The 24,613-nt window shown below is 71.4% G+C and carries 23 protein-coding genes; 8 read left to right on the plus strand and 15 right to left on the minus strand.

The genetic code is table 11. The features are described from left to right. Nucleotides 1-3: 3 nt before the first annotated feature. Both ACH4DZ_RS01250 and ACH4DZ_RS01255 read right to left on the minus strand, forming a co-directional pair. The gene (locus tag ACH4DZ_RS01250) at nucleotides 4-1,608 is read right to left on the minus strand and encodes a hypothetical protein (RefSeq protein WP_398284796.1); all 1,605 of its coding nucleotides are present in this window, start codon (nucleotides 1,606-1,608) and stop codon (nucleotides 4-6) included. Between the two features lie 148 nt (nucleotides 1,609-1,756). Further along, complete coding sequence (locus ACH4DZ_RS01255; protein WP_398284797.1) at nucleotides 1,757-1,927, minus strand: hypothetical protein; 171 nt, start codon at nucleotides 1,925-1,927, stop codon at nucleotides 1,757-1,759. A 356-nt stretch (nucleotides 1,928-2,283) separates the two neighbouring features. Between ACH4DZ_RS01255 and ACH4DZ_RS01260 the strand changes: the two genes are divergently transcribed. Next, on the plus strand, nucleotides 2,284-4,563 hold the full coding sequence (locus ACH4DZ_RS01260) for a M4 family metallopeptidase (RefSeq protein WP_398284798.1): 2,280 nt from the start codon (nucleotides 2,284-2,286) through the stop codon (nucleotides 4,561-4,563). An 88-nt stretch (nucleotides 4,564-4,651) separates the two neighbouring features. Here the strand turns inward: ACH4DZ_RS01260 and ACH4DZ_RS01265 are convergent, their stop codons facing one another. The 3 genes from ACH4DZ_RS01265 to ACH4DZ_RS01275 are packed head-to-tail and all read right to left on the minus strand — an operon-like array spanning nucleotide 4,652 to nucleotide 6,934. Next, the gene (locus tag ACH4DZ_RS01265) at nucleotides 4,652-5,623 is read right to left on the minus strand and encodes an alpha/beta fold hydrolase (RefSeq protein WP_398284799.1); all 972 of its coding nucleotides are present in this window, start codon (nucleotides 5,621-5,623) and stop codon (nucleotides 4,652-4,654) included. After that, nucleotides 5,623-5,856 (minus strand): acyl carrier protein, encoded by a 234-nt coding sequence (locus tag ACH4DZ_RS01270; RefSeq protein WP_248775526.1) that lies wholly within the window; start codon nucleotides 5,854-5,856, stop codon nucleotides 5,623-5,625. The genes ACH4DZ_RS01265 and ACH4DZ_RS01270 overlap by 1 nt, the downstream gene beginning before the upstream one ends. A gap of 37 nt (nucleotides 5,857-5,893) precedes the next feature. Further along, entirely contained in the window at nucleotides 5,894-6,934 is a 1,041-nt protein-coding gene (locus ACH4DZ_RS01275; protein ID WP_398284800.1) for a beta-ketoacyl-ACP synthase III, read from the minus strand. Nucleotides 6,935-7,127: 193 nt separating this feature from the next. Here ACH4DZ_RS01275 and ACH4DZ_RS01280 point away from each other — a divergent pair, with 193 nt between their 5' ends. After that, nucleotides 7,128-8,357 (plus strand): hypothetical protein, encoded by a 1,230-nt coding sequence (locus tag ACH4DZ_RS01280; RefSeq protein ID WP_398284801.1) that lies wholly within the window; start codon nucleotides 7,128-7,130, stop codon nucleotides 8,355-8,357. Nucleotides 8,358-8,415: 58 nt separating this feature from the next. Here ACH4DZ_RS01280 and ACH4DZ_RS01285 read toward each other — a convergent pair whose 3' ends face one another. The 4 genes from ACH4DZ_RS01285 to ACH4DZ_RS01300 form a co-directional block, all read right to left on the minus strand. Beyond that, on the minus strand, nucleotides 8,416-9,222 hold the full coding sequence (locus ACH4DZ_RS01285) for an HD domain-containing protein (protein ID WP_398284802.1): 807 nt from the start codon (nucleotides 9,220-9,222) through the stop codon (nucleotides 8,416-8,418). A 208-nt stretch (nucleotides 9,223-9,430) separates the two neighbouring features. Next, on the minus strand, nucleotides 9,431-10,174 hold the full coding sequence (locus tag ACH4DZ_RS01290; protein WP_398284803.1) for a TetR/AcrR family transcriptional regulator: 744 nt from the start codon (nucleotides 10,172-10,174) through the stop codon (nucleotides 9,431-9,433). Nucleotides 10,175-10,290: 116 nt separating this feature from the next. Continuing rightward, nucleotides 10,291-11,436 carry an RNA polymerase sigma factor gene (locus ACH4DZ_RS01295; protein WP_398284804.1) on the minus strand — a complete coding sequence of 382 codons (1,146 nt, stop codon included), beginning with the start codon at nucleotides 11,434-11,436 and terminating at the stop codon, nucleotides 10,291-10,293. Between the two features lie 6 nt (nucleotides 11,437-11,442). Further along, complete coding sequence (locus tag ACH4DZ_RS01300; protein ID WP_398284805.1) at nucleotides 11,443-11,850, minus strand: YciI family protein; 408 nt, start codon at nucleotides 11,848-11,850, stop codon at nucleotides 11,443-11,445. A 292-nt stretch (nucleotides 11,851-12,142) separates the two neighbouring features. On the opposite strand from ACH4DZ_RS01300, the gene ACH4DZ_RS01305 reads away from it, so the two are divergent. Both ACH4DZ_RS01305 and ACH4DZ_RS01310 read left to right on the plus strand, forming a co-directional pair. Then, nucleotides 12,143-12,532 (plus strand): VOC family protein, encoded by a 390-nt coding sequence (locus tag ACH4DZ_RS01305; RefSeq protein ID WP_398284806.1) that lies wholly within the window; start codon nucleotides 12,143-12,145, stop codon nucleotides 12,530-12,532. A 240-nt stretch (nucleotides 12,533-12,772) separates the two neighbouring features. Next, nucleotides 12,773-15,028 carry a catalase gene (locus ACH4DZ_RS01310; RefSeq protein ID WP_398284807.1) on the plus strand — a complete coding sequence of 752 codons (2,256 nt, stop codon included), beginning with the start codon at nucleotides 12,773-12,775 and terminating at the stop codon, nucleotides 15,026-15,028. Nucleotides 15,029-15,148: 120 nt separating this feature from the next. On the opposite strand, the gene ACH4DZ_RS01315 is transcribed toward ACH4DZ_RS01310, so the two are convergent. From ACH4DZ_RS01315 to ACH4DZ_RS01340, 6 genes are all read right to left on the minus strand, one after another. Further along, on the minus strand, nucleotides 15,149-15,715 hold the full coding sequence (locus tag ACH4DZ_RS01315; RefSeq protein ID WP_398284808.1) for a type 1 glutamine amidotransferase domain-containing protein: 567 nt from the start codon (nucleotides 15,713-15,715) through the stop codon (nucleotides 15,149-15,151). Nucleotides 15,716-15,767: 52 nt separating this feature from the next. After that, a complete protein-coding gene (gene dps / locus ACH4DZ_RS01320; RefSeq protein ID WP_398284809.1) occupies nucleotides 15,768-16,328 on the minus strand; it encodes a DNA starvation/stationary phase protection protein Dps in 561 nt (186 codons plus the stop codon). Nucleotides 16,329-16,389: 61 nt separating this feature from the next. Further along, the gene (locus tag ACH4DZ_RS01325) at nucleotides 16,390-17,220 is read right to left on the minus strand and encodes a glycosyltransferase (RefSeq protein ID WP_398284810.1); all 831 of its coding nucleotides are present in this window, start codon (nucleotides 17,218-17,220) and stop codon (nucleotides 16,390-16,392) included. 35 nt (nucleotides 17,221-17,255) lie between these two features. Continuing rightward, nucleotides 17,256-17,870 carry a class I SAM-dependent methyltransferase gene (locus tag ACH4DZ_RS01330; RefSeq protein WP_398285438.1) on the minus strand — a complete coding sequence of 205 codons (615 nt, stop codon included), beginning with the start codon at nucleotides 17,868-17,870 and terminating at the stop codon, nucleotides 17,256-17,258. Between the two features lie 104 nt (nucleotides 17,871-17,974). Then, complete coding sequence (locus ACH4DZ_RS01335) at nucleotides 17,975-18,844, minus strand: PIG-L deacetylase family protein (protein ID WP_398284811.1); 870 nt, start codon at nucleotides 18,842-18,844, stop codon at nucleotides 17,975-17,977. Then, nucleotides 18,841-19,941 carry an acyl-CoA dehydrogenase gene (locus tag ACH4DZ_RS01340; protein WP_398284812.1) on the minus strand — a complete coding sequence of 367 codons (1,101 nt, stop codon included), beginning with the start codon at nucleotides 19,939-19,941 and terminating at the stop codon, nucleotides 18,841-18,843. Before ACH4DZ_RS01340 ends, ACH4DZ_RS01335 begins: the two co-directional genes overlap by 4 nt. 271 nt (nucleotides 19,942-20,212) lie before the next feature. On the opposite strand from ACH4DZ_RS01340, the gene ACH4DZ_RS01345 reads away from it, so the two are divergent. The 4 genes from ACH4DZ_RS01345 (at nucleotide 20,213) to ACH4DZ_RS01360 (ending at nucleotide 24,525) form a co-directional block, all read left to right on the plus strand. Further along, entirely contained in the window at nucleotides 20,213-21,265 is a 1,053-nt protein-coding gene (locus ACH4DZ_RS01345) for a formylglycine-generating enzyme family protein (RefSeq protein ID WP_398284813.1), read from the plus strand. 209 nt (nucleotides 21,266-21,474) lie between these two features. Further along, on the plus strand, nucleotides 21,475-22,716 hold the full coding sequence (locus tag ACH4DZ_RS01350) for an ROK family protein (RefSeq protein WP_398284814.1): 1,242 nt from the start codon (nucleotides 21,475-21,477) through the stop codon (nucleotides 22,714-22,716). A gap of 31 nt (nucleotides 22,717-22,747) precedes the next feature. Then, a complete protein-coding gene (locus ACH4DZ_RS01355; protein WP_398284815.1) occupies nucleotides 22,748-23,566 on the plus strand; it encodes an ABC transporter permease in 819 nt (272 codons plus the stop codon). Next, nucleotides 23,563-24,525 carry an ABC transporter ATP-binding protein gene (locus tag ACH4DZ_RS01360; protein ID WP_398284816.1) on the plus strand — a complete coding sequence of 321 codons (963 nt, stop codon included), beginning with the start codon at nucleotides 23,563-23,565 and terminating at the stop codon, nucleotides 24,523-24,525. The genes ACH4DZ_RS01355 and ACH4DZ_RS01360 overlap by 4 nt, the downstream gene beginning before the upstream one ends. Nucleotides 24,526-24,613: the final 88 nt, after the last annotated feature.

Raw genomic sequence — 24,613 nt, forward strand, 5'->3', positions numbered from 1 at the left:
GTGTCAGGGGCGCAGGTACCGGGTCAGCTGTTCCAGCAGGCGTGCGGCGTCCTGGAGGTTGCGGGCGGTGTCCGAGAAGTCCGCGGCGAGCAGTTCGCCGGCGCTGTCGTCACCCTCCTTGTCCGCTCCGGCCACGGGCGCGGGGACCCTCGTCCCTCGGTATCCCACCGGCTCCGCGTCCGCGTCCTGATGGTGGCCGACGAAGTCGCAGAGGCCGGGAGCGGCGGCCTCGGCACCTCCGTCGAAGAAGCGCACCTCCAGCAGCTGGGTCTCCTCCGCGCCGTGGTTGTCGGTGATCCGCAGGCGGTGGTACCGGTAAGCCTCGGTGCGGGCGAGCACGAACTCCCTGCTCTGGTAGCGCCCTTGGAAGGTCTCGCCCGCACGGGAGTCGAGCAGCGACCAGGACCTGCCGTCGGAGGAACCCTCCAGCACCCAGTCCTGCGGGTCCCGTTCGGGGACGTCGTTGGCGGAGGTCAGGCTGTAGGCGCTCAGGGCGACGGGAAGGTCGAAGGTGAAGCTCAGCTCGGGGTCCTGCTCGTGAGCGAGCCATTTGCCGCCCGACTTGACCAGGTTCCGCGCGACCTCGCCGAAGTCCGTGAACTCGTCGCTGGCCCACACCTTCGAGACCAGCTCGGTGATGTCACGGCGCTCGCCGGGTGCCGCGGACCGTCCCGCTACGACCGGGACGAGCACGGAGAGCGAGGTGGTCGCGCCGCCGCGGTCGCTCCACGTCACACGGTCCACCGGGGCGCCGCCGTCGTCGAGCAGCAGCCGCAGCCGACCGGCCGGGCTCCACACGCCGTCGTGCTCCTCCTCGGTGGTGAAGTGCTGCACGGCGGCACCTGCGGTGCGCCCGGCCTGGGGCAGGGGGCCGGTGAGGGTGCCGCGCAGTTCACCGAGGGAGCCGTCGGCGTCCCTGAAGTGGCCGTGGAAACCTGACAGATCGGTGCGGAACGCCACGGAGGACTCCGCTCCCGTGGCCCCGCGCCACGCCAGTCGGGTCACGGGTTCCCGCTCGGCCGCCCGGTCGCGGGTCTCGCTCCGGTCGAGTTGGAAGCGCAGCTCCGCCGCCGGCTGCCAGGCGGCGGCTCCGAGGCGGCGGCGCTCGGTGGCATAGACCCACCCGGACCGTTCACCCGCCCCGCGCCCGGATACGGACTGTGCCCGGCCTTTGTGCTCGTGCTCGCCGGAATCCAGGGTGACGGTCCGCAGCCGCACCACCCCGTCGTCCCCGCCCTCGCCCTCGATGCCCTCGCCGCCCGTGTTGCGTACCGCCAGGACGTTGGCGCCCGGCCGCAGTGCCGTGCCGGGCACGGTCAGCACGTACTCCCGCACGGTGGCGGGTCCTTCGGCGCCGGGCAGCAGGAAGTTCTTGACCACCGGCTCCCCGTTCACCTCGACGTCGATCGGCGCGGTGACGCCGAGCACCGACATGCGCAGCGTGGCTTCGCCGTTCTCCTCCCCCTCCGCCACCATGAAGTCGACGTAGAGGTGACCGCCGGACGCCACCACCACGTAGGACGGGGCGACTGCACAGCGGTGCTGGCGAACGACGGCGTTCGCCAGCTCGGCGGGCCGAACGGCGAAATCGGCGAAGACAGGATCCATTGCATTTCCTCACGAGCGTCCACTGCACCACACGCGGTCGGGCGACCGGCCGGTGCTCCATGCCGTCCCGGAGACTAGCCGCCACCACTGACAACGGGCCGCCCACGTAACCCAGTTGGGGACCACGAGGGACGCCGAAGCCGCCGGCCTACGGGGCGAGTACGGCTGCCGTGCCGTCCGCTCCGGGGTCCGTCGCCGCGTCGAGGTCGTTGTCGCGCAGCCGGGCCGTCTGTACGTGGCCCGCCTCGTCGTGGGGTCCTGACGTCTCGGCCACCTCCAGGCCCAGGCGGTGCGCCACCGGCACCTGGGCCGCAGCCACACGGCACAGCCGTCGACGGCCCCGAGGGACCGCGGCCGAAAACATGTGCCGCGGGTGAGGAACTCCCAGCAAGCAATGGTCAATTCAAGCCGTTGTCTTGTCACATCCATGACAACCTGTGCATCGGATGTCACTCTGCTGTCGAACGTTCACCCTTCGTTCACACCCTCACACCCCCCACTCACACATCCCCCGTACCCCCACGTCTCACGCGCCGCCGAGGTCTCCGGCGCATTCGTGTGCACCTCGTGCTGCGCTTCTTCCCGCTCCACCCCCCGTCTCGGGCCGGCCGTACCCCGTCGGCCCGCTCACCGCCGGTATCCACCAGACGCCGGCCGTCGCAGGAGGAGAAGACATTGTCCGGGCCCCATCGCTTTGCCCACCGGCGCAGACGCGCCGCAGCCCTCGCCCTCACCACCGCGAGCTCGCTGCTCGTCCTCGGCATCCAGGGCGCACCCGTGTCCGCCGCGCCCGCCGACCCCGGCTCCGGCCCCTCGAAGATCGTCGCCACACCGCGTGCCGGCGCCGCCCAGCCGACCCTGTCACCCGCCGCGCGTACCGCGCTGCTCAAGAGCGCCACCGCGAAGTCCGGTGACACGGCGAAGCAACTCGGCCTCGGCTCCCGCGAGAAGCTCGTCGTCAAGGACGTCGTCAAGGACGCCGACGGCACGACCCACACCCGGTACGAGCGCACGTACGCGGGGCTACCGGTCCTCGGCGGCGACCTCGTGCTGCACCTGAAGAACGGCCGGAGCACCACCTCCAAGGCGACCCGCGCCACCCTCACGGTGCCGACGACCACGCCGAAGATCTCCGCGACCGGCGCCGCCGACAAGGCACTGGCCGTCGGCAGGGCGGCCGATGTGGAGCGGTCCGCGATCGAGGGCAAGCCCCGGCTCGTGGTGTGGGCCGCCGGGTCCTCCAAGCCGGTCCTGGCCTGGGAGTCCGTCGTCGAAGGGGTCCAGGACGACGGCACGCCCAGCGAGCTGCATGTCGTCACCGACGCGAGCACCGGGAAGGTCGCCGCCGAGTACGAGGGCGTGCACACCGGAGCGGGCCACGGCCAGTACAACGGCGAGGTGTCCGTCGGCAGCACGCTCTCCGGTTCGTCGTACCAGCTCGTCGACGGCGACCGCGCCGGGCAGCGTACGTACGACCTGAACCAGGGAACGTCCGGCACGGGCACGCTCTTCACGGATGACAACGATGTCTGGGGTGACGGCACACCGGGCAACCGGCAGACCGCCGGCGTGGACGTCGCCTTCGGCGCGTCTGCGACCTGGGACTACTACAAGGACGTCCACAACCGCAACGGCATCCGCAACGACGGTGTGGCCGCCTACAGCCGCGCCCACTACGGCAACAACTACGTCAACGCCTTCTGGCAGGACTCCTGCTTCTGCATGACGTACGGGGACGGCGCGGGCAACGCGGCGCCGCTGACGTCGCTGGACGTGGCCGCCCACGAGATGAGCCACGGCGTCACCGCCGCGACCGCCAACCTGACGTACTCGGGTGAGTCGGGCGGTCTCAACGAGGCGACCTCGGACATCTTCGCCGCGGCCGTCGAGTTCAACGCCGATCTGGAGGCGGACGTCCCCGACTACCTGGTCGGCGAGAAGATCGACATCAACGGCAACGGCACGCCGCTGCGCTACATGGACAAGCCCTCCAAGGACAGCCGGTCCCGCGACTACTGGGACGCCTCGCTGGGCAGCATCGACGTCCACTACTCCTCCGGTCCGGCGAACCACTTCTTCTACCTGCTGTCCGAGGGCAGCGGAGCGAAGACCGTCAACGGGGTCGACTACGACAGTCCGACCGTCGACGGCGTGCCGGTGGCGGGCATCGGCATCGAGAACGCGGCCGACATCTGGTACCGCGCGCTGTCGACGTACATGACCTCGTCGACCAACTACGCGGGCGCCAGGACCGCGACCCTGCAGGCCGCGACCGATCTCTTCGGGGCCTACAGCGACACCTACCTCGCCGTCGCCGCCGCCTGGGCGGGCATCAACGTCGGTGACCGCATCGCGCTCGGGACCAACCTCGCCCCGATCGACGACCAGCTCTCCGGCGTCGGCCAGGACGTGTCCCTGCAGATCGAGGCCTACACCACCAACTCGGACTCGGGCCTGACCTACGAGGTCACCGGCCTGCCCGACGGTCTGACCGCGAGCGACGGCGGACTGATCTCCGGGGTCCCGACCACCACCGGCACCGGCGAGGTGACCGTGACGGTCACCGACGGCACGGGCTCGACCGCCTCCGACACCTTCGAGTGGCGTGTGGCGGACATCTACGGCAGTTCCACCCGTGTCGACATCCCTGACAACGGTGCCGCGGTCGAGTCGCCCATCACCATCACGGGCCGCCCGGGCAACGCCTCGGCGACGACGGAGGTGTACGTCAACATCGTCCACACCTACCGGGGCGACCTGACGGTCGACCTGGTGGGCCCCGACGGAACCGTGTACTCGCTGCTGAACCGCAGCGGGGGTTCGGCGGACAACGTGGACCAGACCTTCACGGTGAACGCCTCGGCGCAGCCCGTCGACGGCACGTGGAAGCTGCGGGTCCGTGACGTGGCGGCGATCGACGTGGGGTACGTCCAGCAGTGGCGCATCACTCCCTGACGCCCGCTGACACCCTGTCGACATGACAGCCCGCCCGCCCGGACCGTGCCATGGTCCGGGCGGGCGGTGCCGTACAGGCCTCTGGCTCCTACCGGCGCGGCCCGAGCCGTTCCGGTGCGGTCGTGTAGGGCAGGCCGTCGAGCGGGAGGTCGGTGAGGAAGCGCAGGACCAGGTCGGCGTACTCGGCTTCCCGTTCCAGGTGCACCATGTGGTCGGCGTCGCGGACCAGGAGGAAGGTCGAATCGGTGATGGCGGCTGCCACGGCGCGGTTCTCGTCCGGAGTGCTCACGTCGTCGTGCTCGCCGGTGAACACCAGCGCGCGCACCGCGTCGATGCGCTCGGAGGGGAGCGGGTCCGAGGCGAGCAGGCGTCGGTGGCAGACGGCGTGGCGGCGGGCCGCGGCCGGGGTGATGCGGGCGAACTGCCGGTGCAACATCCGTGCCACGGTGGCCGCCTGGGAGACCTGGTCCCGCAGTGCGGTGTTCAGCAGCGTGGCGACGGCGCGGCCCGCGATCTCGTGCGAGCCGGAGTCCGAGAGCGACCCGTCGACGTCGTCGGCGAGCGCGGCGCGAGCACTCCACACCTGCTCGCAGTCGGACACCAGGCGCGGGTTCATCCGGTGCGTGGCACCCGCCAGGACGAGCCGTGCGACCCGCGCCGGCCGGCTCAGGGCGGCACGGTAGGCGATCGGCGCGCCGTACGAGGCGCCCAGGAGGTTGATCCGGTCGAACCCGAGCCGGTCGGTGACCAGCAGCGCGGCCTCGGCGAGCGCGTCGAAGCCCTGCTCGGCGGGCAGGTCGTCGGCCGTGCCGACACCGGGCAGGTCGACGAACACCAGCGGCATCCGGGCGCTGAGCCTGCGCTCCAGCCGGGGCCACGCGTACATGTCCTGCAGAGCGCCACCGAGCAGGAGCAGGGGTTCGGTGACCGGGGGCCGGTCCGAGGTGATGACGCGGCAGGTGTAGCGCAGGCCGCGCCATTCCAGGGGTACGAGTTCCTCCCTGGTCTCCTCGGGCGCGTTCCACTCGGGCGGGTTCCACACGGAGGGGGCGATCGACATCACGCGTTCCCGGCGGCTCGGCTCGCGATGAGGTCGGCCAGGGCGTTCACGGTGGGGGCGCACGACAGTTCGTCCTCGGTGAGGAACAGGCCCATGCGGTCCTCCAGTTGCATGGACAGCACGGTCACGGCCATGGAGTCGATGCCGGCGTCGGCCAGGGTCGCGTCGGCGGTGATGGGCGCGGGGGGCAGTCCTGCCTGCGCCGTGAGGATGCCTTTGAGTTCTTCCAGCACGTGCTTCGTTTCCTTACGTTCCTGGGCAGATGGATCTCTACAGCTCCGCGGTGATGCCCGGTGGCCATACGAGGCTGGTGGCGGCCCAGGCGAGCCCGCTGCCGAAAGCCACAACGAGCACGCGGTGCCCAGGTTTCAGCTGCCCCTCGTCCGCGGCGTGGGCGAGCAGCAGCGGGACGGAGGCCGCGGCGGTGTTACCGACCTGGGCGATGTTGGAGGGCGTGCGCTCGGGCGGGATACCGAGGGCGTCGGCCACGGAGGCGGCGATGCGCCCGTTGGCCTGGTGGACGATCAGCCGGTCGACCTCGTCGAGCGTCCATCCGGCGGCCTGTGCCGCGTCACGGGCGGCCTGGCTCATCCGGCGCACCGCGTGCCGGAAGACCTCGTTTCCGCGCATGTGAACGAAGAAGTCCCCCGCGGGCGCGGTGTCCCGCCGGTCGCGCTCGCGGGCTCCGCCGGCCGGGATGACGATGGCGTCGGCGAGCGAACCGTCGCTTCCCCAGGCGAAGGATCCGAGACTGCCGTCCTGCCCCGCGAGCCCGGCCTCCAGGACCATGGCCCCCGCGCCGTCGCCGAAGAGCGGGGCCGTCGCGCGGTCGTCGGAGTCGATGATGGCCGACATCGTCTCCGCGCCCACGACGAGGACCCTTTGGGCGCTGCCCGCGCTGATGAGACCGGCGGCGACGGCCGACGCGTACACGAATCCCGCGCAGCCCGCGGTGACGTCGAAGGCGATCGTGTCGCGCAGACCGAGCCGGTGGGCGACCGCGGGCGCCGTGGCCGGGCAGTGGTGGTCCGGGGTGGTCGTGGCGAGGACGAGGGCGTCGACGTCCGTGACGCCGGCCGACCGCATCGCCCGTCGCGCGGCTTCCAGGGCCAGGTCTCCCGTGGACACCGCCGTGTCCGCGCGGCGACGCTCCTGGATACCGATTCTCTCCCGGATCCACGCGTCGCTGCTGTCCAGCCGGGCGCACAGCTCGTCGTTGGTCACGCGACGGGGTGGAAGATGGGAGCCCACGCCCGTCACCACCGCGGCCGGCCCCTGCGGTTCACGGAGTCCCGCACTCGAAACGTTCATTTACTAAGCGTACTTGAGTGAAGGCGGAGAGTTATCTGCGGGCTCGGCCCCTCATGGGGCGGGAGAGGAGTGGGGGTGAGGGCGGGCGAGTCGGAGCGGTCCGCGCAAGGGAGTTCGAACCATCATGAACAGGTTCATATAGGCTGCGTACGCTGCTCTTTGCAGCCTTGTCCTTCCCCAGGAGAGTCTCCCAGTGACCGTAGTGACCGCTCAAACCGAACCGGCCGTTCCGCCCGTCGACCAGGTGCCCGGCCAGGCTGCCGCGGAAACCGGGGAGTTCTGGGTCGAGCCCGCGGCGTCCGTCGACGAGGTTCCGGCGGACGGGGCGCGCGAGGACGCTCCGGCCGCCGGCGCGCACGCCGAGGTTCCGGCGGACGAAGCGCACGGCGAGGTCGCTCACGCCGACGCGCACGCCGACGTCACGCCGGACGACGTGCCCGCCGAGATCACGCAGGACGCCCAGGACTTCGGGGCGTACGTGCGGGCCGGCGGCTGGGCGTTCGCGCTGAAGGTGGCGCGCAGCGTGCGGCCCGGCGGCGAGACGCCCGGCGAAACGCAGAAGGTCTCCGCGAAGGCCTTCGCCGAGCTGGCCGGGTGCTCGCCCGAGCGGGTCATGCGCTATTACAAGGCGTGGGACAAGGCGGCCGACGACGGTCTCGTCCCGTACTTCGAGGCGCTGGCGCCCGGGCAGGACGTGGAGCTGCCGGACTCCGACGTGTGGCACTCGTACTACGTCTCCCGTTCCAGTGCCTCCTCCGAGCGCGGCACGGCGATCACCGCGGCGGCCGAGGCCGAGGGCATCCGGCCGACGAAGGCCCTGGAGGTCGCCGAGAACCCCACCGCGCTGCGGGCGGCGATCCTCGCCGACCCCTCCACGGCGAAGGCGGCCCGGGCGGCGCTCCTCGACCGGCTCCAGGAGGACCCGGCGCTGCAGACGGAGTGGGCCCGTGACATCGCCCGCACCGACGACCTGAAGAAGGCGGTCGCCTCCGAGACGCAGGCCGCCGGCCGCATCGGCTATGTCCGCGACATCGTGGAGAACGGTCAGGTCAGGACTCCCGCGGGGCAGACGATCGACGCTCCCGCCGAGCTGCGCGCCGAGGCCGAACGCCACCTCTCGCTCATCGACGAACTGGACGAGAACGAGGACACCAGCGAGTGGGCCTCCGAGGCGTTCGAGTCGATGAAGGACATTGTCGCCCAGACCATCCAGGCCGACCCAGAACTCCGCCTGCAGGAACGGCGTACGAAGTTCTACAGCAGCCTGCAGAAGGCGACCAAGGTCTTCGAGGAACTGACCTTCGACGACGCCGACGACCTCGACACCATCTACGAGGACGACATGCTGCAGCGCCTGGAGGAGCTCCAGGAGGCCATCAGCACCTGCATCACCACCCTGCGCAAGGCGGCACCGGGAAAGTGAGCGTCCCGCCCTGACGTGACGGGACCCCGTCGGTCGGCCGTCGCTCCCCGGCCGGCCGTCACTCCTCGAACGGCGCGGCGAGCAGGAGATCCTCCACCGTGGGCACCGGGAATCCGGGAATGTGGCGGCGGCCGACTTCGGCGAACGGATGCATGAGCACCGACATGGGTTTGGTGCGGCACAGCGAGAGAATGTTGTCGAGCGCGTCCTGCTTGAACCCTTCCCTGGGGAAGGCCGCCAGTATTTCCTCCAGGGCGTCGGACGGAATGCGCCGCAGCTCGTTCCCCGAGAAATCCGCTCCCGAGCCGACGGAGACCATGGCGATCTCCGGCCGTTTCCGCGTGGCGATACCGGCGTTGGTGTGCAGAGCGATCGCGTCCCAGACGACCGCTACGCGTTCGGCCGGCATGTGCTGTTCCCGCAGGAACCGCTGTGCGGCGTCGGCGCCGTCGACCTCGAAGCGCTCGGCCGGGGTCCGGTACGCCTCGACCAGCCCGAGGTCGTGCAGAGCGGCGGCGACGAACGCGAGTTCACTGTCGTAGGGGTCGCCGCGGCGGTCGTACAGCAGGGAGCCGAAAAGGTACGTCCTCATGACGTGGTTGAAGAGCGTCCCGGAGGACACGCTCCGTACGAACTGAGCTGTCCTGCGGGCCAGTTCACTGCTCGGGATGCGCACTCCGGCCACGGTTCTCGGCAGGGCGTCCGTGCGGGATGCCGAAGGGTTGCCGCGCGTCGCCGGTCCCGCCGCGGCGGCGGGGGGACCGGACACGGCGGTGGCGAGCGCGGAGGCCGCGCCGATCGCGGCGACCCCGGCACCACGCCCGAGTGCCGCGCGCCGGGTGACACCTTTCACCTCGTCGCTCATACCCGCATCACTCGAACGGGAACTTCTCGTACGGGAACTTCTCGTACGGGAATTACTCGTACGGGAATTGCTCGTGCCGTCATTGCTCTTGTCGGACATGCGGACAGCCTTCTCGTCGGCGGTTGATGCCACGAGCCTATGGACGGTGCCACGGAGCAAACAGCGGCGAAAATGCCGATGAACTCCGGATTCTCGCCAGAGCCGGTGGTCAACAGGGCTGGTCCGCCGAGGGAATGCGGCTGAAGAGGTCCTTCAGGGTGTTCCGCATCCCCACGCGGAAGATTTCGGCCTGGTGTGCACCGAGGAACGTGGTGTGCCCGAACACCTCCAGGACGACCAGGCCGTGCATGTGCCCCCACGCGCTCATGACGAGAGCGGTCACGGCCGGCGGCAGGGCATCCTCACCGGTCGGCGGCAACTGGTCCAGATACGCCACGAACACGGGCGACAGGTCCGAGTCGTCGACCGCGGCCAGTTGCGCCGGGGTGAAGCCGTCGAACATCTCCCGCTCGAAGATCGCGCTCATTCGGCGCACCGCACGGGTGGTCGCACCCTCGACGGGAGCCTCGTAGTACCGCAACGGTGTGCCGTACAGGAGCTGGAACCGCTCGGGATGGTCGACGGCCCATCGGCGATAGCCCTCGGCCGCGGTCACCACCCGCTCCAGCGGTGAGTCCTCCCGCGAGGCGTCGATGGCGGCCTGGACGGCGTCGCCCAGGGCTTCGTACGCCTTGGTGATGAGGGCGGTGACCAGCTCGTCCCGGCTCGGGAAGTAGTGGTAGAGCGCCTGCACGGTCATACCCAGGCTCCGGGCGACGGCACGCAGCGACAGGGCCGCCGGGCCGCTCTCCGCGATCTGGCGCTCGGCCGCGTCCAGGATCTCCCGGGTGGCGGCCGCTCGACGCCGCTGACGCAGAGAGGGCAGGGCGGCCATGTGTTCGTCGACGGGCATGCGGCGACCGTACGACGTCAACTCGTCCCGTGTATAAGGAATGTGGAAACCAGGAGGAAAATCTGACACTGCCAGGTGTGCCGTACACCGCTCAAACCTCGCAGCCGCGCAGCCACTCAGCCGCGCAGTTCCGCGTTGAGCCGTGCGGCCTGTCGCGTGAGGTGCTCCCGTTCGGGGAGGCTGGGCGCCGAGAGGGCGGCTTCGGCGTAGAGCCGTGCCGCGGTCACCAGGTCGCCGTCGCATTCGTGCAGGTAGGCCGCCACGGCCGCGTGGCGGGGCAGCGCGGGGTCGAGTCGCGCCAGTGCGGCCAGGCCGGCGCGCGGGCCGTCGGCCTCGCCCACCGCGACGGCCCGGTTGAGGCGCGCCACCGGGTTGCCGGTCAGCCCTACCAGCTCGTCGTACCACTCGACGATCTGCACCCAGTCGGTCTCCGCGGCGCACCGGGCGTCGGCGTGCAGCGCGGCGACGGCGGCCTGCGCCTGGAACTCGCCCAGCCGGTCGCGGGCGAGGGCCGTCTGGAGAATGTTGACGCCCTCCGCGATCAGTCGGGTGTTCCACAGACCGCGGTCCTGCTCGGCGAGGGGTACGAGCCTGCCGTCGGCGCCGGTCCGTGCCGGGCGCCGTGCGTGGTGGAGCAGCATGAGTGCCAGCAGGCCGGCGACCTCCTCCTGCTCGGTCCTGGCCGCGAGGTGGCGGGTGAGCCGGATCGCCTCGGCGGCCAGGTCGACGTCGCCGGAGTAGCCCTCGTTGAAGACCAGGTAGAGCACGCGCAGGACCGTGGCGACGTCACCGGGCTGGTTGAAGCGGACGTCCGAGACGGTCCGCTTGGCCCGGCTGATCCGCTGGGCCATGGTCGCCTCCGGCACCAGGTAGGCCTGTGCGATCTGCCGTGTGGTCAGGCCGCCGACCGCGCGCAGCGTGAGGGCGACGGCCGAGGCGGGTGTCAGGGCCGGGTGCGCGCACAGGAAGTACAGCTGGAGCGTGTCGTCGGCCGCCTCGCCCGGGCCGGGCACGGGCTCGCGGTCGACGCGTACCTCCCGGTGCCGCCGTGAGGTGTCGGCGCGGACGGCGTCGAGGAACTTACGCCAGGCCGCCGTGACCAGCCAGCCCTTGGGGTCGCGCGGCGCGTCGTCCGGCCACACGCGCACGGCCTCGACCAGGGCGTCCTGCACGGCGTCCTCGGCCGCCGCGAAGTCGGCTCCGCGGCGGACGAGGACGGCGAGCACGGCGGGCGTGAGCGTCCGCAGCAGGGACTCGTCCACGGTGTGTCAGTCCGTGATGGTCACGCACGGGGACAGGAACGGCCGCACTTCCAGCCACTCCTGAACCGGCTTCCCGCCCGCGCCCGGCGCCGCGGACAGCTCGCCGGCCACTTCGAGCGCCCGCTCGTAGGTCTCGACGTCGATCACCATCCAGCCGGCGATCAGGTCCTTGGTCTCGGCGAACGGGCCGTCGGTGACCGGCGGCCGGCCCTCGCCGTCGTGGCGCACGAAGGTGCCCTCCGAGGACAGGGCCTGGCTGTCGACGAACTCGCCGTTTCCTTCCAGCCGCGCCGCGAAGTCACTCATGTACCGCGCGTGGGCCGAGACCTCCTCCGGCGTCCACTGGTCCATCGGCACGTCGTTGACCGATGCCGGACCGCCCCGGTAGTGCTTGAGCAGCAAGTACTTGGCCATCGTGTTCTCCCTGGTGCGGTACGGCCCCTGGTGGCCGTGTTCACTGCGGGGACGGAGCCGCGCACGGGTTCTCGACATTCCCCCGGAAATTCTTCTCCCGGACTTCGCGGACACCATGCGGGCACCACGCGGCTACCACGCGGCCACCACGCGGAAGGAGGCTACAACCGGCCGTCGGTCCGGCGTGCGGAGCCGTCCGCCGGGGGCGGGCGGCTCGCGTCGTCCGTGACCGCCGCGCCCGGGACGCGCCTGTCGCACCGGTCGGCTGACGCCGTGGTGGGACGATGGGGGCATGGCGGACTCAGCGACGCGGATCAACGCCCTCATCATCGATGCCACCGACCCAGAACGGCTGGCCGCGTTCTGGTCCGAAGTGCTCGGCAGGCCGGTGGTGGGCCGCACGGGCCCTTACGTGTGGCTGCGCCGGGAGATGGGCCTCGGCATGGGATTCCAGCGGACCTCCGCGCCCAGGACGGGCAAGAACCGTATGCACTTCGACGTCACCGCGCCCGATCCGGCCGTGGAGCAGCGGCGCGTCGAGGCGCTCGGCGGTCGCAGGCTCGACCAGTACGCCGACGGCGGGTTCCTGGTGATGGCGGACCCCGAGGGCAACGAGTTCTGCATCCTGCCCGACGGGCCTTTCGAGCTCGACGACGAGGGCCGCGCGCACTATCTCGGCTGAGCGGCGCCGCTCCCCCGTGCGGCGGGTCCCGTCGGCGGCGCTGCGCCACCTGCCCGGCGGAAGCGACCGCCCAGGGTGAAAATCCGCGCCTCCCCGGGCGGGCCGCTGCGTCGCCCTCAGCAGAAGGGGTACCTGGCATCCGCGGATTTGAGGCGACCCGTCCATGTGACGGACAGAGTCGGCTCCGCGATTCCCCCCCCCAGAGATCGGAACGCTGTGAGCGCCACGAAGAAGAACCCTGTGAAAGCCGCCACCGGCAAGGTGGCCAAGAAGGTTCAGGAGGCCGTCCACCCCGGCAACGAGATCCCCGGCGCGCCTGGTCCGGTGCCACCGCCGCTCGACGAGCCGACCGAACCGGCCGGACCGCTGCCGCCGAAGCCGGACCAGCGCGGCCCGGACACGTACAGCCCCACCGGGCAGGAGACGGGCGTCGCGCAGGAGAAGGTGGCGCAGGGCGGTGAGTATCTGACCACCGCGCAGGGCGCGCGACTGTACGAGACCGACCACTCGCTGAAGGCCGGGCCGCGCGGGCCGGTGCTGCTCCAGGACCATCACCTGCGGGAGAAGATCACCCACTTCGACCACGAGCGCATCCCGGAGCGGGTGGTGCACGCCCGGGGCGCCGCGGCGCACGGGATCTTCCAGGGGTACGGCACCGCCGGGCAGATCACCAAGGCCGCGTTCCTGGGCAAGGATGTGGAGACACCCGTCTTCGTGCGTTTCTCCACCGTCCTGGGCTCGCGCGGTTCCGCCGACACCGTGCGCGACACCCGGGGTTTCGCGACGAAGTTCTACACCGACGAGGGCGTCTTCGACCTGGTCGGCAACAACATCCCGGTGTTCTTCATCCAGGACGCGATCAAGTTCCCCGACGTGATCCACGCGGGCAAGCCGCACCCGGACCGGGAGATTCCGCAGGCGCAGAGCGCCCATGACACGTTCTGGGACTTCGTCACCCTGCACACCGAGGCCACGCACCACACGCTGTGGAACATGTCCGACCGCGGCATCCCGCGCTCGTACCGGATGATGGAGGGTTTCGGCGTCCACACCTTCCGGTTCGTGAACGCCGAGGGCGCCACGACGCTGGTGAAGTTCCACTGGAAGCCGAAGCTCGGTGTGCACTCGCTGGTCTGGGAAGAGGCGCAGATCACCGCGGGTGTGGACCCCGACTTCCACCGCCGCGACCTCGCCGACGCGATCGAGTCCGGCGCGTATCCGCAGTGGGAGCTCGGTGTGCAGACGTTCCCCGACACCGACGACCAGCTGTTCGAGGGCATCGACCTCCTGGACCCGACCAAGATCGTGCCGGAGGAGCTGGCCCCGGTGCAGCCGATCGGTCTGCTCACGCTGAACGCCAACCCCTCGAACTACTTCGCCGAGACCGAGCAGGTCGCCTTCCACCTCGGCCATCTCGTGCCCGGTATCGACGTCACCAACGACCCGCTGTTCCAGGGCCGGCTGTTCTCCTACCTCGACACGCAGATCAGCCGGCTCGGCGGCCCCAACTTCGGCCAGCTGCCGATCAACCGCACCCACGCCCCGGTCAACGACATGCTGCGCGACGGCATGCACCAGACCGCCGTCCACCGGGGTGCCGCCCCCTACCGCCCCAACTCCCTCGACGGCGGCTGCCCCTTCCTGGCCGGCGAGGACACCGGCGCGTACATCGAGGTCCCCGAGCCGCTGCCGGCGACCCGCAAGGTGCGCGACGCGGCGGCCTCCTTCGACGACCACTACAGCCAGCCGCGGCTGTTCTGGCTGAGCATGACGCCCACCGAGCGGGAGCACATCGTCGCCGCGTACACCTTCGAACTCAGCAAGTGCTGGGAAACGGCGATCAAGGAACGGGCCCTGCAGGTCCTGGCCAACATCGACTCCGAGCTGTGCGGTGAGGTCGCGACCGGACTGGGTCTGCCCGCACCCGCGCCCACCGTGAAGCTGGCCGAGCCGGACCCCAGCCCCGCGCTGTCCCAGCTCGGCGCCACCTGGCCGCTGGACGGCCGGATCGTCGGCATCGTCGCATCCGGCGATCAGGATCTGGTCGGCGTACGGGCGATCCGTCAGGCGGCCCTGGACGCGGGGATGGTGCCCCTGGTCATCGCCCCGGCCGGGGGTGTGCTCGACGCCGACGGCGAGCCCGTCACCGTGCAGCGCACCTTCGCCAACGCCCGCTCCACCGAGTTCGACGCCATCCTGCTGGCCGGTGCGCCCACGCCGGGCGCCGACGCGTACGGAGCGCGTGACGCCAAGGTCGACGACGTCGCGGTGGCCTCGGGCATCGACCCCCGTCTGCTGCTCATGCTCACCGAGGCGTTCCGCCACGGCAAGGCGCTCGGCGCCTGGTCCGACGGGGCGGACGCGCTGGAGGCGGCCGGCATCGCGCTCGACGCCTCCGGCGTGGTGACCGCGGACTCGGCCGACGCGGCGCTGGAGCGCGTCACCGAACTGCTGGCCGGTCACCGCGCCTGGGACCGTTTCACCCAGCCTGTCTGATCCCGCACGCGGTCCGCCCCGTGGTTCCTGTCCGATGAGACAGGAACCACGGGGCGGACATCAGACCGACGGCTGTCGAGCCGATGGCTCGGGCGGGGTCGGCGTACCGCCGGGTGGGGCTCAGGAGCCGACCAGGGCCTTGTCGACAGCGCCCACGAACGCGTCGAGGTCCTTCGGCGTCCGGGAGGTGACCAGGGTGTAGCCGTTCGCGCTGTCGCTCACGACCTCCTCGTCCACCCATTCCTTGGCGCCGGCGTTGCGGATGTCGGTGCGCACCGAGGGGAAGGACGTCAGCGTCTTGCCGTTCAGGACGTCGGCCTCCACCAGAGCCCAGGGGCCGTGGCAGATCGCGGCGATCGGCCGGCCCGACGCCGCGAACGCCTTGACCGTCTCCAGGGCCTTGGTCTGCAGGCGGAGCTGGTCGGCGTTGATGGTGCCGCCGGGGAGCAGCAGCAGCTGGTACGCGCCGGGGTCCAGCGCATCGAGCGTCGTGGTGGGCTCGACGGTCTCTCCGGGGTCCTTGTCGCCCACCAGCGTCTGGATGGGATCCGAGCTCACGGCTGCGACGGTGACGTCCGCCCCGTTCTCCCGGAGCCGGCGGACCGGTACCACCAACTCGTCCTGCTCAACTCCGTAGTTGGTGACGAGCACCAGTACCCGGTGGCCCTTGAGCGGCTTGTCAGACATGGAGGTGAGCCTTTCTCTCGTTCCGAAGGCGGTGCGGTGTGTGGCGTGTCCGTCAGTGCTTGCCGGCCTGCTTGGCGGCATCCGTCTCCGAGGTGGCGTCGCCCGTGGTGAGGGTGCCGCCCGCGGTCTCCAGGTGCGCGCGGACGAACCACTGGAACTGCTCCAGGTCACGCAGCTGCTCGATCAGCAGGTCCTCGGTGGCCGGGTCGATGTCGCCCGCCTTCTCGACCCCGGCGCGAACGTCCTGGATCAGCCCGGTGTACACGACGTCGAGGGCGCCGAGGTGGGCGATCGCGTCGGCCCGCTCGACGCTGTAGTCCTTCCACGTGCGCTCCTCGACCAGCGTGCCAGGAGTGCCGTGGGCGACGCCTCCGAGGGCCGCGAGACGCTCCGCGACATCGTCGGCCATGTCACGTACGCGGTCGACCTGCGGGTCGAGCATCTCGTGCACGGCGATGAAGTGCGGTCCCACCACGTTCCAGTGGACGTGCTTGAGCGTGAGGTGGAGGTCGTTGAGGGCGTGCAGCCGCAGTTGCAGCAACTCGATGAGCGAGGCGGCGTTCTCCACGGTGAGGCCCGGGACGGTGTAGCGGGGGGTGGCCTGAGAAGCCATGTCTGTGTCTCCTGTCTCGTGCATTTTGTACAGATCGTGCAGCTTGCACATCTCGTACAGCTCATAGGTTGCGTACGGGCATGTCTCGTACGGATTTGCCCCCTCCCGGTACCCCTGGTGTGCGAACGCAATCCACCCCGGCCCCATCCGAACCGGTGGGCGTGACACGAGGCCCCGGGGCGGGACACAGGGAGGCGAGGAGGTCGGCGAGGCCTCCGGGGGCCCTCCCCCGCAGGCGGGCGGCCGTGTGCACGGGATGCCGGTCGGTGCGGGCGACGCGATGGCCCGTCGCGACCAGCCGGGCCGCCAGGTCACGGTCCTCGCCGGTGGGCAGCGGGGCGAAACCGCCCACCCGCCGATAGGCCGCGGCGGACACGCCCAGATTCGCCCCGTGGACGTGCGGGTGCTCCCACGCGCCCCCTGTCCCTGTCCCAGCCCCTGCCCCTGCCGCTTGGAACCGGCGGGTGAGGAAGTAGGCGGCGTCGTGCCGCGCCACCAGGAGGGCATCGGCCGTGGTGGGGGCGAGGCGGATGGTTCCCAGGACCGCGTCGTGGCCCTCCCCGGCCCGGGCGACCTGGTGGGTGAGCCAGGCCGTGGGCACAGTGGTGTCGGCGTCCGTCATGGCCAGCCATACGTCCTGGCCGGCGTCGGCCAGCAGTTCCAGTGCGCGGTCGACGCCGGCCGCCCGCGCCACTCCGACGTTGCGGGCGCGGGTTTCCACGACGTGTGCTCCCCCACGGGCGGCCAGCCTCGCCGTGGCGTCCGTGCAGGCGTCCGCCACCACCACGATCACCACGGGAAGCGGCGCCACCTGAGCGGCGGCGGCGCTCAGACTGCGCAGACAGGCGGCGATGCGGCGTTCCTCGTTGTGCGCGGGAACGACGACGGCCACGGCGGAAGGTCTCGTACGAGGCCTGGTGCGAGACCTCACGCCAGACCTTCCGCGCGGGCCGGAGAGAGCGCCGGTCCCGGACCCCGGCCGCGCTCGTGGACGGAGAGGGTGAAGTCGGGATCGTCGTAGCGCGCCAGCCGTCTCAGGCCGCTCAGGGTGTCGAGGTGCCCGGCGATGTCGCGGCCCGTGCAGGTGTGCTCGGCGACCGGGTGGTTCCAGTGCACGGTGACCAGGTGACCGCCCTCGCTCAGGCTCTCCACGCTCTGCCGGACGAGCCGCGTACGCGTGCCGGTGTCGAAGTAGTAGAGGAGTTCCGACAGGACCACGAGGTCGAAGGGCCCCTCGGGCCACTCGTCGGGCACCGTCATCCGTCGAACCGTGACGTGGTCCAGGCTCGCGGTGCGCCGAGCGGTGGACTCGACGGCCGACGCGACGCGGTCGGTGGCGAGCAGGCGGTCGCAGCGGGCGGCCAGGAGCTCGGTCAGCACGCCCACCGAACAGCCGGGCTCGAAGGCCCGCGGGTAGCGGGGGCGGGGCAGCGCCGCCACGGTCAGGGTGTATTTGCGTCGGTCGTACCAGCGCTCGCCGAGGTGCCAGGGGTCGGCGGCCTGGGCGTACTGGTCGTCGAAGTAACGCGCGGGGGTGTTCACGGCGGTCTTCTCGGGAGGGTTCGCGTTGGTTTCGCCGGGAGCGTTGGCGCTGGTTTTGCCGGAGGTGTCGGCGCTGGTATTGCCGGGGGTGTCCGCCGGGGTGTTCACCGCATCACCGTCTCGAAGGTGCGGGTGTGGTGGGCTATCTCCGCCGCCGGCAGCACCGGCGCGACGCCCGCGCCCCGCGGCTCCAACTGGCTGGTGAAGCGTGCCAGGGCCGCCCTCTTGCGGTCGATCACCGGCTCGGGAAGAGGCAGGACAGCGGCCCGGTGCCACGGCACGCGGCGGTCGTGGGGGCGGGCCCAGTGCCACATCCACACCGGGTAGGACCACACCGGCGTGGAGGTGTCGCGGCCCGCACGCCGAGCGGCGCGGCCGGCGGCCTCGTGGTCACTGTGCAGGTCGCCCTCCCACGGCGCCACGCACAGGGCCGCTCCGACGGCGTCCAGGAGTCCGCCGATCACGGCTCGTGCTTCGTTCTCGTGCACGGGCTCGCCGAGGGCGGTGTCGGGCAGCCCCGCGTACACCGGATCGGGCAGCTCGCCCAGCTCTCGCAGCGCTGCGGACAGTTCGCCTCGGCGCCGGGCGGCCAGCCGCGCCCGCGTGGACGGCGTACCGGGGCCGTGCGAGGCTTCCCCGTCGCTCAGGCACACGGTGTGGACCTCCACACCCGCGTGGACGAGGGCGGCGATCGTGCCACCGAACCCCAGGACCTCGTCGTCGGGGTGGGCGGCCACGACGACGACGGGACCTGCCGGGAGGGCCAGGCGCGGCAGGCTGTCCGGCAGCCGCGCCTCCTGCCACTCGGCCTCGTCGGTGCCTTCCGCGTCGATCGCCGCGGCGGCTGCCTGCCTCGTGTCGGCAGCGGTCTTCCCGCCGACGGTGGGCTCGTCAGCGGTCAGGTCGTCCGCGGTCGGCTCGTACGCGGTCGGCTCGTCGGCGGTCAGCTCGTCGGCGATCCGGGGCGTGCTCATCGCGTCGCCTCCGCGGCGTCGGTCGCGGAGGTCGCGGGGGCCGTGGTGGTCGCAGGGTCCGTGGTGGTCGCGGAGTCCGTCGTGGTCGCGGAGTCCACGGCCGTCGTGGCTGGGAAGTCCGTGGTGGCCAGGCGGCCCAGTTCGGCCAGGTTCGCCTCCGCGTGGTGCTGGCGCACGTAGACCGTCAGGTCCGCCACCGCGCGGGCATGCCGTTCGTCGCGGCAGAGCGGCCCGGCGCCCGTGGCTCGTCCGACGTGCTCCAGAACCTCCGTGCACACCTTTTCGGCCAGGGCCCGCACCCGCAGACTGCGCACCCGCGCTTCCTCTCGTACGTCGAAGGGGTCGGCGTCGATGTCGTCGCCCGCCCGGCGCAGCACGGTGTCGGCGGTGTGCAGCAGCATGTCGACCGCTCCGAGGTGAGCGGCCGCGTGACCGTTCAGCTGCCCCGCCGCCGCCCGCCCGTACAACGGCGCGGCGACCGCGTGCGCTCCACCGAGCCAGCAGGCCGCCACCCCGATTCCCCCGTGCTGGAAACCGGGGCGCAGCAGATAGCCGTCCACCCCGCCGACGGCTCGCGCGGGCACGTCGGTGAACGACATGTCCAGACTGTCGCTGCCGGCCATGCCGATCGCCGGCCAGGTTCCTGCCACGGGCTGTGCGCCCGGGTGGTCCAGGGCGACGGCGAACAGGCGGTAGCCGTCGTCGGCGTCCGCGGTCACCAGGGCGTGGGTACAGCTGCGGGCACCTGAGCAGTAGGGCTTGACTCCGCTGATCCGCCACCCCTGGTCGCTGCGCGTGGCGTGCATCCCGGGGCCGGGCGGGCGCGCGGCCCACACTCCCCACCGTTCGCCTTCGGCGGGCAGGGAGTCGTCCAGTTCGTGCAGGATCGCCGCCGCGTCCAGGTGTCCTTCCGCGAGCCTCGCCAAGGACAGGTCCCGGCGCCCCAGAGCGCTCAGGACGGCGAAACGGTGCGCCGTCGACCTGCCCGGCAGGGGCACTCCGGAGGCCTCGCGTTCGACGAAGTGGGCGAACAGGTCAGCCGTTCGCCGCTCCGGGGAGCGCACGGGGTCGGTCACTTCGGGGGGCGTGGCGTTCACGCGGGCCTCCTGCACACATCGTCCGTCTGAAACGCTTCGTCCCGATTGCCCAGCGCATCTGCCGACAAACGGCCAGAAGATGACTCGACAGCGCGTACGGGCGGCCTGTACAGCCCAGCATCAGGCAGCGTCCGGACCCCTGCCACTTCGCGGGGTCCGAGGTGATTTCCCGAGGGGATTTCCCGGGCCACGGGCTCGGCGGAGGCCGCAATGATCAGTTCCCGTGAGGTGCCGTAGCCTCGGACAGATATCACTTCTTGAGGGAGGCCTGGTGGACGAGGCGGAGTCCGGGAGCTGTTGCGCGCCCTCGGTCGACCGGGGCACTGCGGGGCTCTCCCTCGGTCCGACGGTCCGTGCAACCGCGGATCACGCCATCGCGGACCGCGCCACCGCGGGCCACGCGACGGACGAGGGGCGGGACCGGAACCGGCCCCACAACCAGAGCCAGAGCCGGGGCCAGAACCGGGACCGGGACCGGGACGCGAGCGTGTTGCTGGGCGGCGGTTCCTTCCTCATGGGAACCCGGGACACGGACGGCTTCCCCGACGACGGCGAGGGACCGGTGCGCGAGGTCGTCCTCTCCCCCTTCCGGATCGACGCCTGTGCGGTGACCAACGACCGGTTCGCCCGGTTCGCCGAGGCAACCGGTCACCTCACCGAGGCGGAGCGCTTCGGCTGGTCGTTCGTCTTCGCCGGATTCCTGCCCGCCGCCCTGCGGCGCGGCGCGGCCCGGCCGCCGCAGACGCCCTGGTGGTGCGGGGTCGAGGGCGCGACCTGGCGGACCCCGGAAGGGCCGGGCAGTTCGGTGGCCGACCGCGGCGACCACCCCGTGGTCCATCTTTCCTGGAACGACGCCGCCGCCTACTGCCGCTGGGCCGGGGCGCGGCTGCCCACCGAGGCCGAGTGGGAGTACGCCGCGCGGGGCGGCCTGGTGCAGCGCCGCTACCCCTGGGGCGACGAGCTGACGCCGGCGGGCGAGCACCGCTGCAACATCTGGCAGGGGCACTTCCCGACCAAGAACACAGCCGAGGACGGCTACCGGGGTACGGCGCCGGTGGACGCGTACGGGCCCAACGGCCACGGGCTCTACAACATGTCCGGGAACGTGTGGGAGTGGTGCGCCGACCGGTGGGGCACGCGGCACTCCGAGCGCCCGCGCACCGATCCGAAGGGCCCCTCACAGGGCGCGTCCCGCGTCATGCGGGGTGGCTCCTACCTCTGCCACAGCTCGTACTGCAACCGCTACCGCGTCGCCGCCCGTACGGCCAACACTCCCGACAGCAGCACGGGCAACCTCGGCTTCCGCTGCGCCTGGGACGCCTGAGAGGCCCGTTCGAGCGACCTCGCCCCGGCGCGGCCGGCCCTCGGTCGGTGACCGCAACATTGCAGCCTCATGAAACGTGACGCCCCGCGCGACGGCTCTCGGCACCGCCCTGACCTGCTGTTTCATGGCCATGTAAGGCCTGATCCAGGATTCTTTTATTTTTTCCGGACTGTTGACGTAAAAGCAGCCGAGTCCGCATCCTGTGCCCCATGGCACACGACCACGAGGGTCCCCTGGCACGGCTGCGCCGTGGGCACGAGGAACTCGTCCTGCGGCAGATGCGCACCCACGGCCCGCTCAACAGGGCCGAGTTGGGGCGGCTGACAGGGCTGTCCCGTACGACCCTGTACGACATCGTGTCCGCCCTGGTGGACAGCGGTGCCGTCGTGGCCACGGCTCCCGCGCCCGCCGAGCGCCGCCGCGGCCGGCCAGTCGAGACGCTGACCCTCCACCGGGACGCGGGCCAGGCCATCGGCATCGACTTCGCGCGACGCGCGGTGCACGTCGCCGCGGTCAACGTCGCCCACGAGGTGATCGGTTCGGCGAGCGCCCCGCACGGCGCGGGTCTGACGTGGGAGAAGCGTGTCGACCTCGCCGCACGGCTGGTCGGCGGACTCGCCGGGGGCACCCTGCGTCTCGGGGCGCTCAGCGGGATCGGCGTGGGCGTGGTCGGACCCGTGCACGACGCCTCCGCGACCGACGCCCCGGCCAGCACTGCCTCCGCCACCGGCATCCCTGCCCCCGCCCTCGTAGGGCCTGGCTCCCCCGCGGCCGGCGCACCCCGGCCCCACGAGGACCTGCCGATACTGCTGCGCAAGCGCTTCGGCGTGCCCGTACTGCTCGACAACAACACCCGGCTCGCGGCGCTGGCCGAGGCGACCTGGGGAGCGGCGGCCGGTGTCCAGGACGTGCTCTATCTGCGGTTGTCGCACGGCGTCGGCGGAGGGCTCGTCGTCGGCGGCGCCCTGCACCGGGGAGCCCGCGGACTGTCCGGCGAGTTCGGCCACATCACGGCCGAACCGGGCGGGCGCCGATGTTCGTGCGGCAAGGACGGCTGTCTGGAGACGGTGGCCTCGATCGGCGCCGTGCTCGACGCCCATCGCGCCGCCGGTGATCTGGACGGCTTCCTCGCGGCGCTGTCCACGGACCCGGCCGCACGCCGTGTGCTGGACGACGTCGGTACCCGGGTGGGGGCCGTCCTCGCTGCCGTGTGCAACGCGGTCGGCCCGCACGTCACGGTGCTCGGCGGCGAACTCGCCGAGGCCGGACCCGCCCTCTTCGGACCCGTCGAACGCGCCCTGTCCGCCCATCTGATGCCGGTCTCCCGACCGGACATCGATCTGCGGCCGGCCACGCTCGGCGAGGTGGGCGGCGCGCTCGGCGCCATCGCCCTGGTCCTGCACGACTCCCCCCTGCTCACCCGCTATCACACACCGAATTCCGTGGAGTGACCGTGACCGTCCCCGTACCGCCGAGGTCGCCATGACCGTGCTCACCGCCCCCGGCAAGAGCCCCGACAAGACGCCCGCCCCGTCCGCCCCGCGACGCCGGTCCCGGACCGTGCCCCCGTTCGTGCTCAACCTGGCGGCACTCACCCTGGGCATCGCCGTGTGGGCCGTAGCCACCTCGGCCCATCTGGTGGACGTGCCGGGCCCGCTGTCGGTCGGCTCCCGCGCCCTGGACATGGCGGGTGACGGCACCTTGGGCGAGGACGCGCTGGCGAGCCTGCGCCGGGTCTTCCTCGGTTTCGCCCTGGGCACCCTGCTCGCCGTGCCCGTCGGGTTCCTCATGGGCTGGTACCCACTGGCCCGCGGTCTGCTCGAACCGTACGTGCAGTTCTTCCGGACCGTCCCACCGCTGGCGATCATTCCGCTCGCCATCGTGACGATGGGCATCGGTGAGACCCCCAAGGTCTTCGTGATCTTCCTGGCCGCGTTCCTGTCGAGCGTGGTCGCCGCGTTCCAGGGGGTGATCGGCGTGGACAGCACGCTCGTCAACGCGGCCCGTGTGCTGGGTGCCCGGGACCGCGTGATCTTCCTCAAGGTGGTCGTCCCGGCCGCCACCCCGTTCCTGCTCGTCGGTATGCGCATCGGACTCGGGGCCTCCTGGGCCACGGTCGTCGCGGCCGAACTCATCGCCGCGGACAAGGGCCTCGGCTACGAGATGATGCACGCGCAGACCTACTACGACCTGCCGACGATCTTCGTCGGGCTGATCAGCATCGGAGTGATCGGCCTGGTGATGGACCGGCTGCTGCTGCGCGCGGAACGCCATCTGACGGCCTGGCAGGAGCGACGATGACATCCACACGCGTGCCCTCTGACGCGCCCGGGGCGCCCGATGAACCCGGTATGCCCGGTGAGAACAGTACGGCCGGTGCGCTCGGCACATCCGGCTCCACCACTCCATCCGGCCCCTCCGCCTCATCCGCCTCATCCGCCTCATCCGCCGCCAAGATCTCCTTCCGTGCCGCCGGCAAGACGTTCCCCCTGAAGCAAGGGGACTTCACCGCCCTCGGCGAGGTGTCGCTGGACATCGCCGACCGCGAGTTCGTCACGGTCGTGGGCCCCTCGGGCTGCGGCAAGTCGACGCTGCTGAACCTGGCCGCCGGCCTCGCCGAACCGACCACCGGCCAGGTCCTGGTCGACGGATCCGTCGTGACAGGTCCCGGACCCGAGCGCGGTGTCATCTTCCAGCAGTACGCGCTCTTCCCCTGGCTCACCGTGCGCGGCAACGTCGAGTTCGGGCTCAAGCTCACCTCCCTGTCCGCCGCCGAGCGGCGCCGCAAGGCCGACCACGCCATCGAGCTCGTCGGACTCACCGAGTTCGCCGACGCGCTGCCCAAGACGCTGTCCGGCGGTATGAAGCAGCGCTGCGCGATCGCCCGGGCCTACGCCGTCGATCCCGAAGTCCTCTTGATGGACGAGCCGTTCGGTGCCCTGGACGCCCTCACCCGGGTGCAGATGCAGGACCAGTTGCTGGACACCTGGACCCAGGAACGGCGGACCGTCCTCTTCGTCACCCACGACGTCGACGAGGCCGTCTACCTGGCGCGCCGCGTCGTCGTGATGGCCGCCCGGCCGGGACGTGTCCACCGGGTCGTCGACGTGGACCTGCCCTATCCGCGGACCGAGGAGCTGCGGCTGTCCCCCGAGTTCGCCCGCATCCGCAATGAGGTATGGCACGCCGTGTACCACCAGGAACCGGCGAGCCCGGCGACCTCGGGGACCCCTGTGGCTCCGGTGACCCCGGTGACCTGACCGGCAGTCGGCTGCGAACTTCCTCGCCTCCGCCGCCCCTACCCCTTCCCGTCACGCACCTGGGGCTGCGCCCCTGGACCCCCTGTCG

This window comes from Streptomyces sp. NPDC017991 (assembly GCF_044328075.1).
GTDB lineage: Bacteria > Actinomycetota > Actinomycetes > Streptomycetales > Streptomycetaceae > Streptomyces.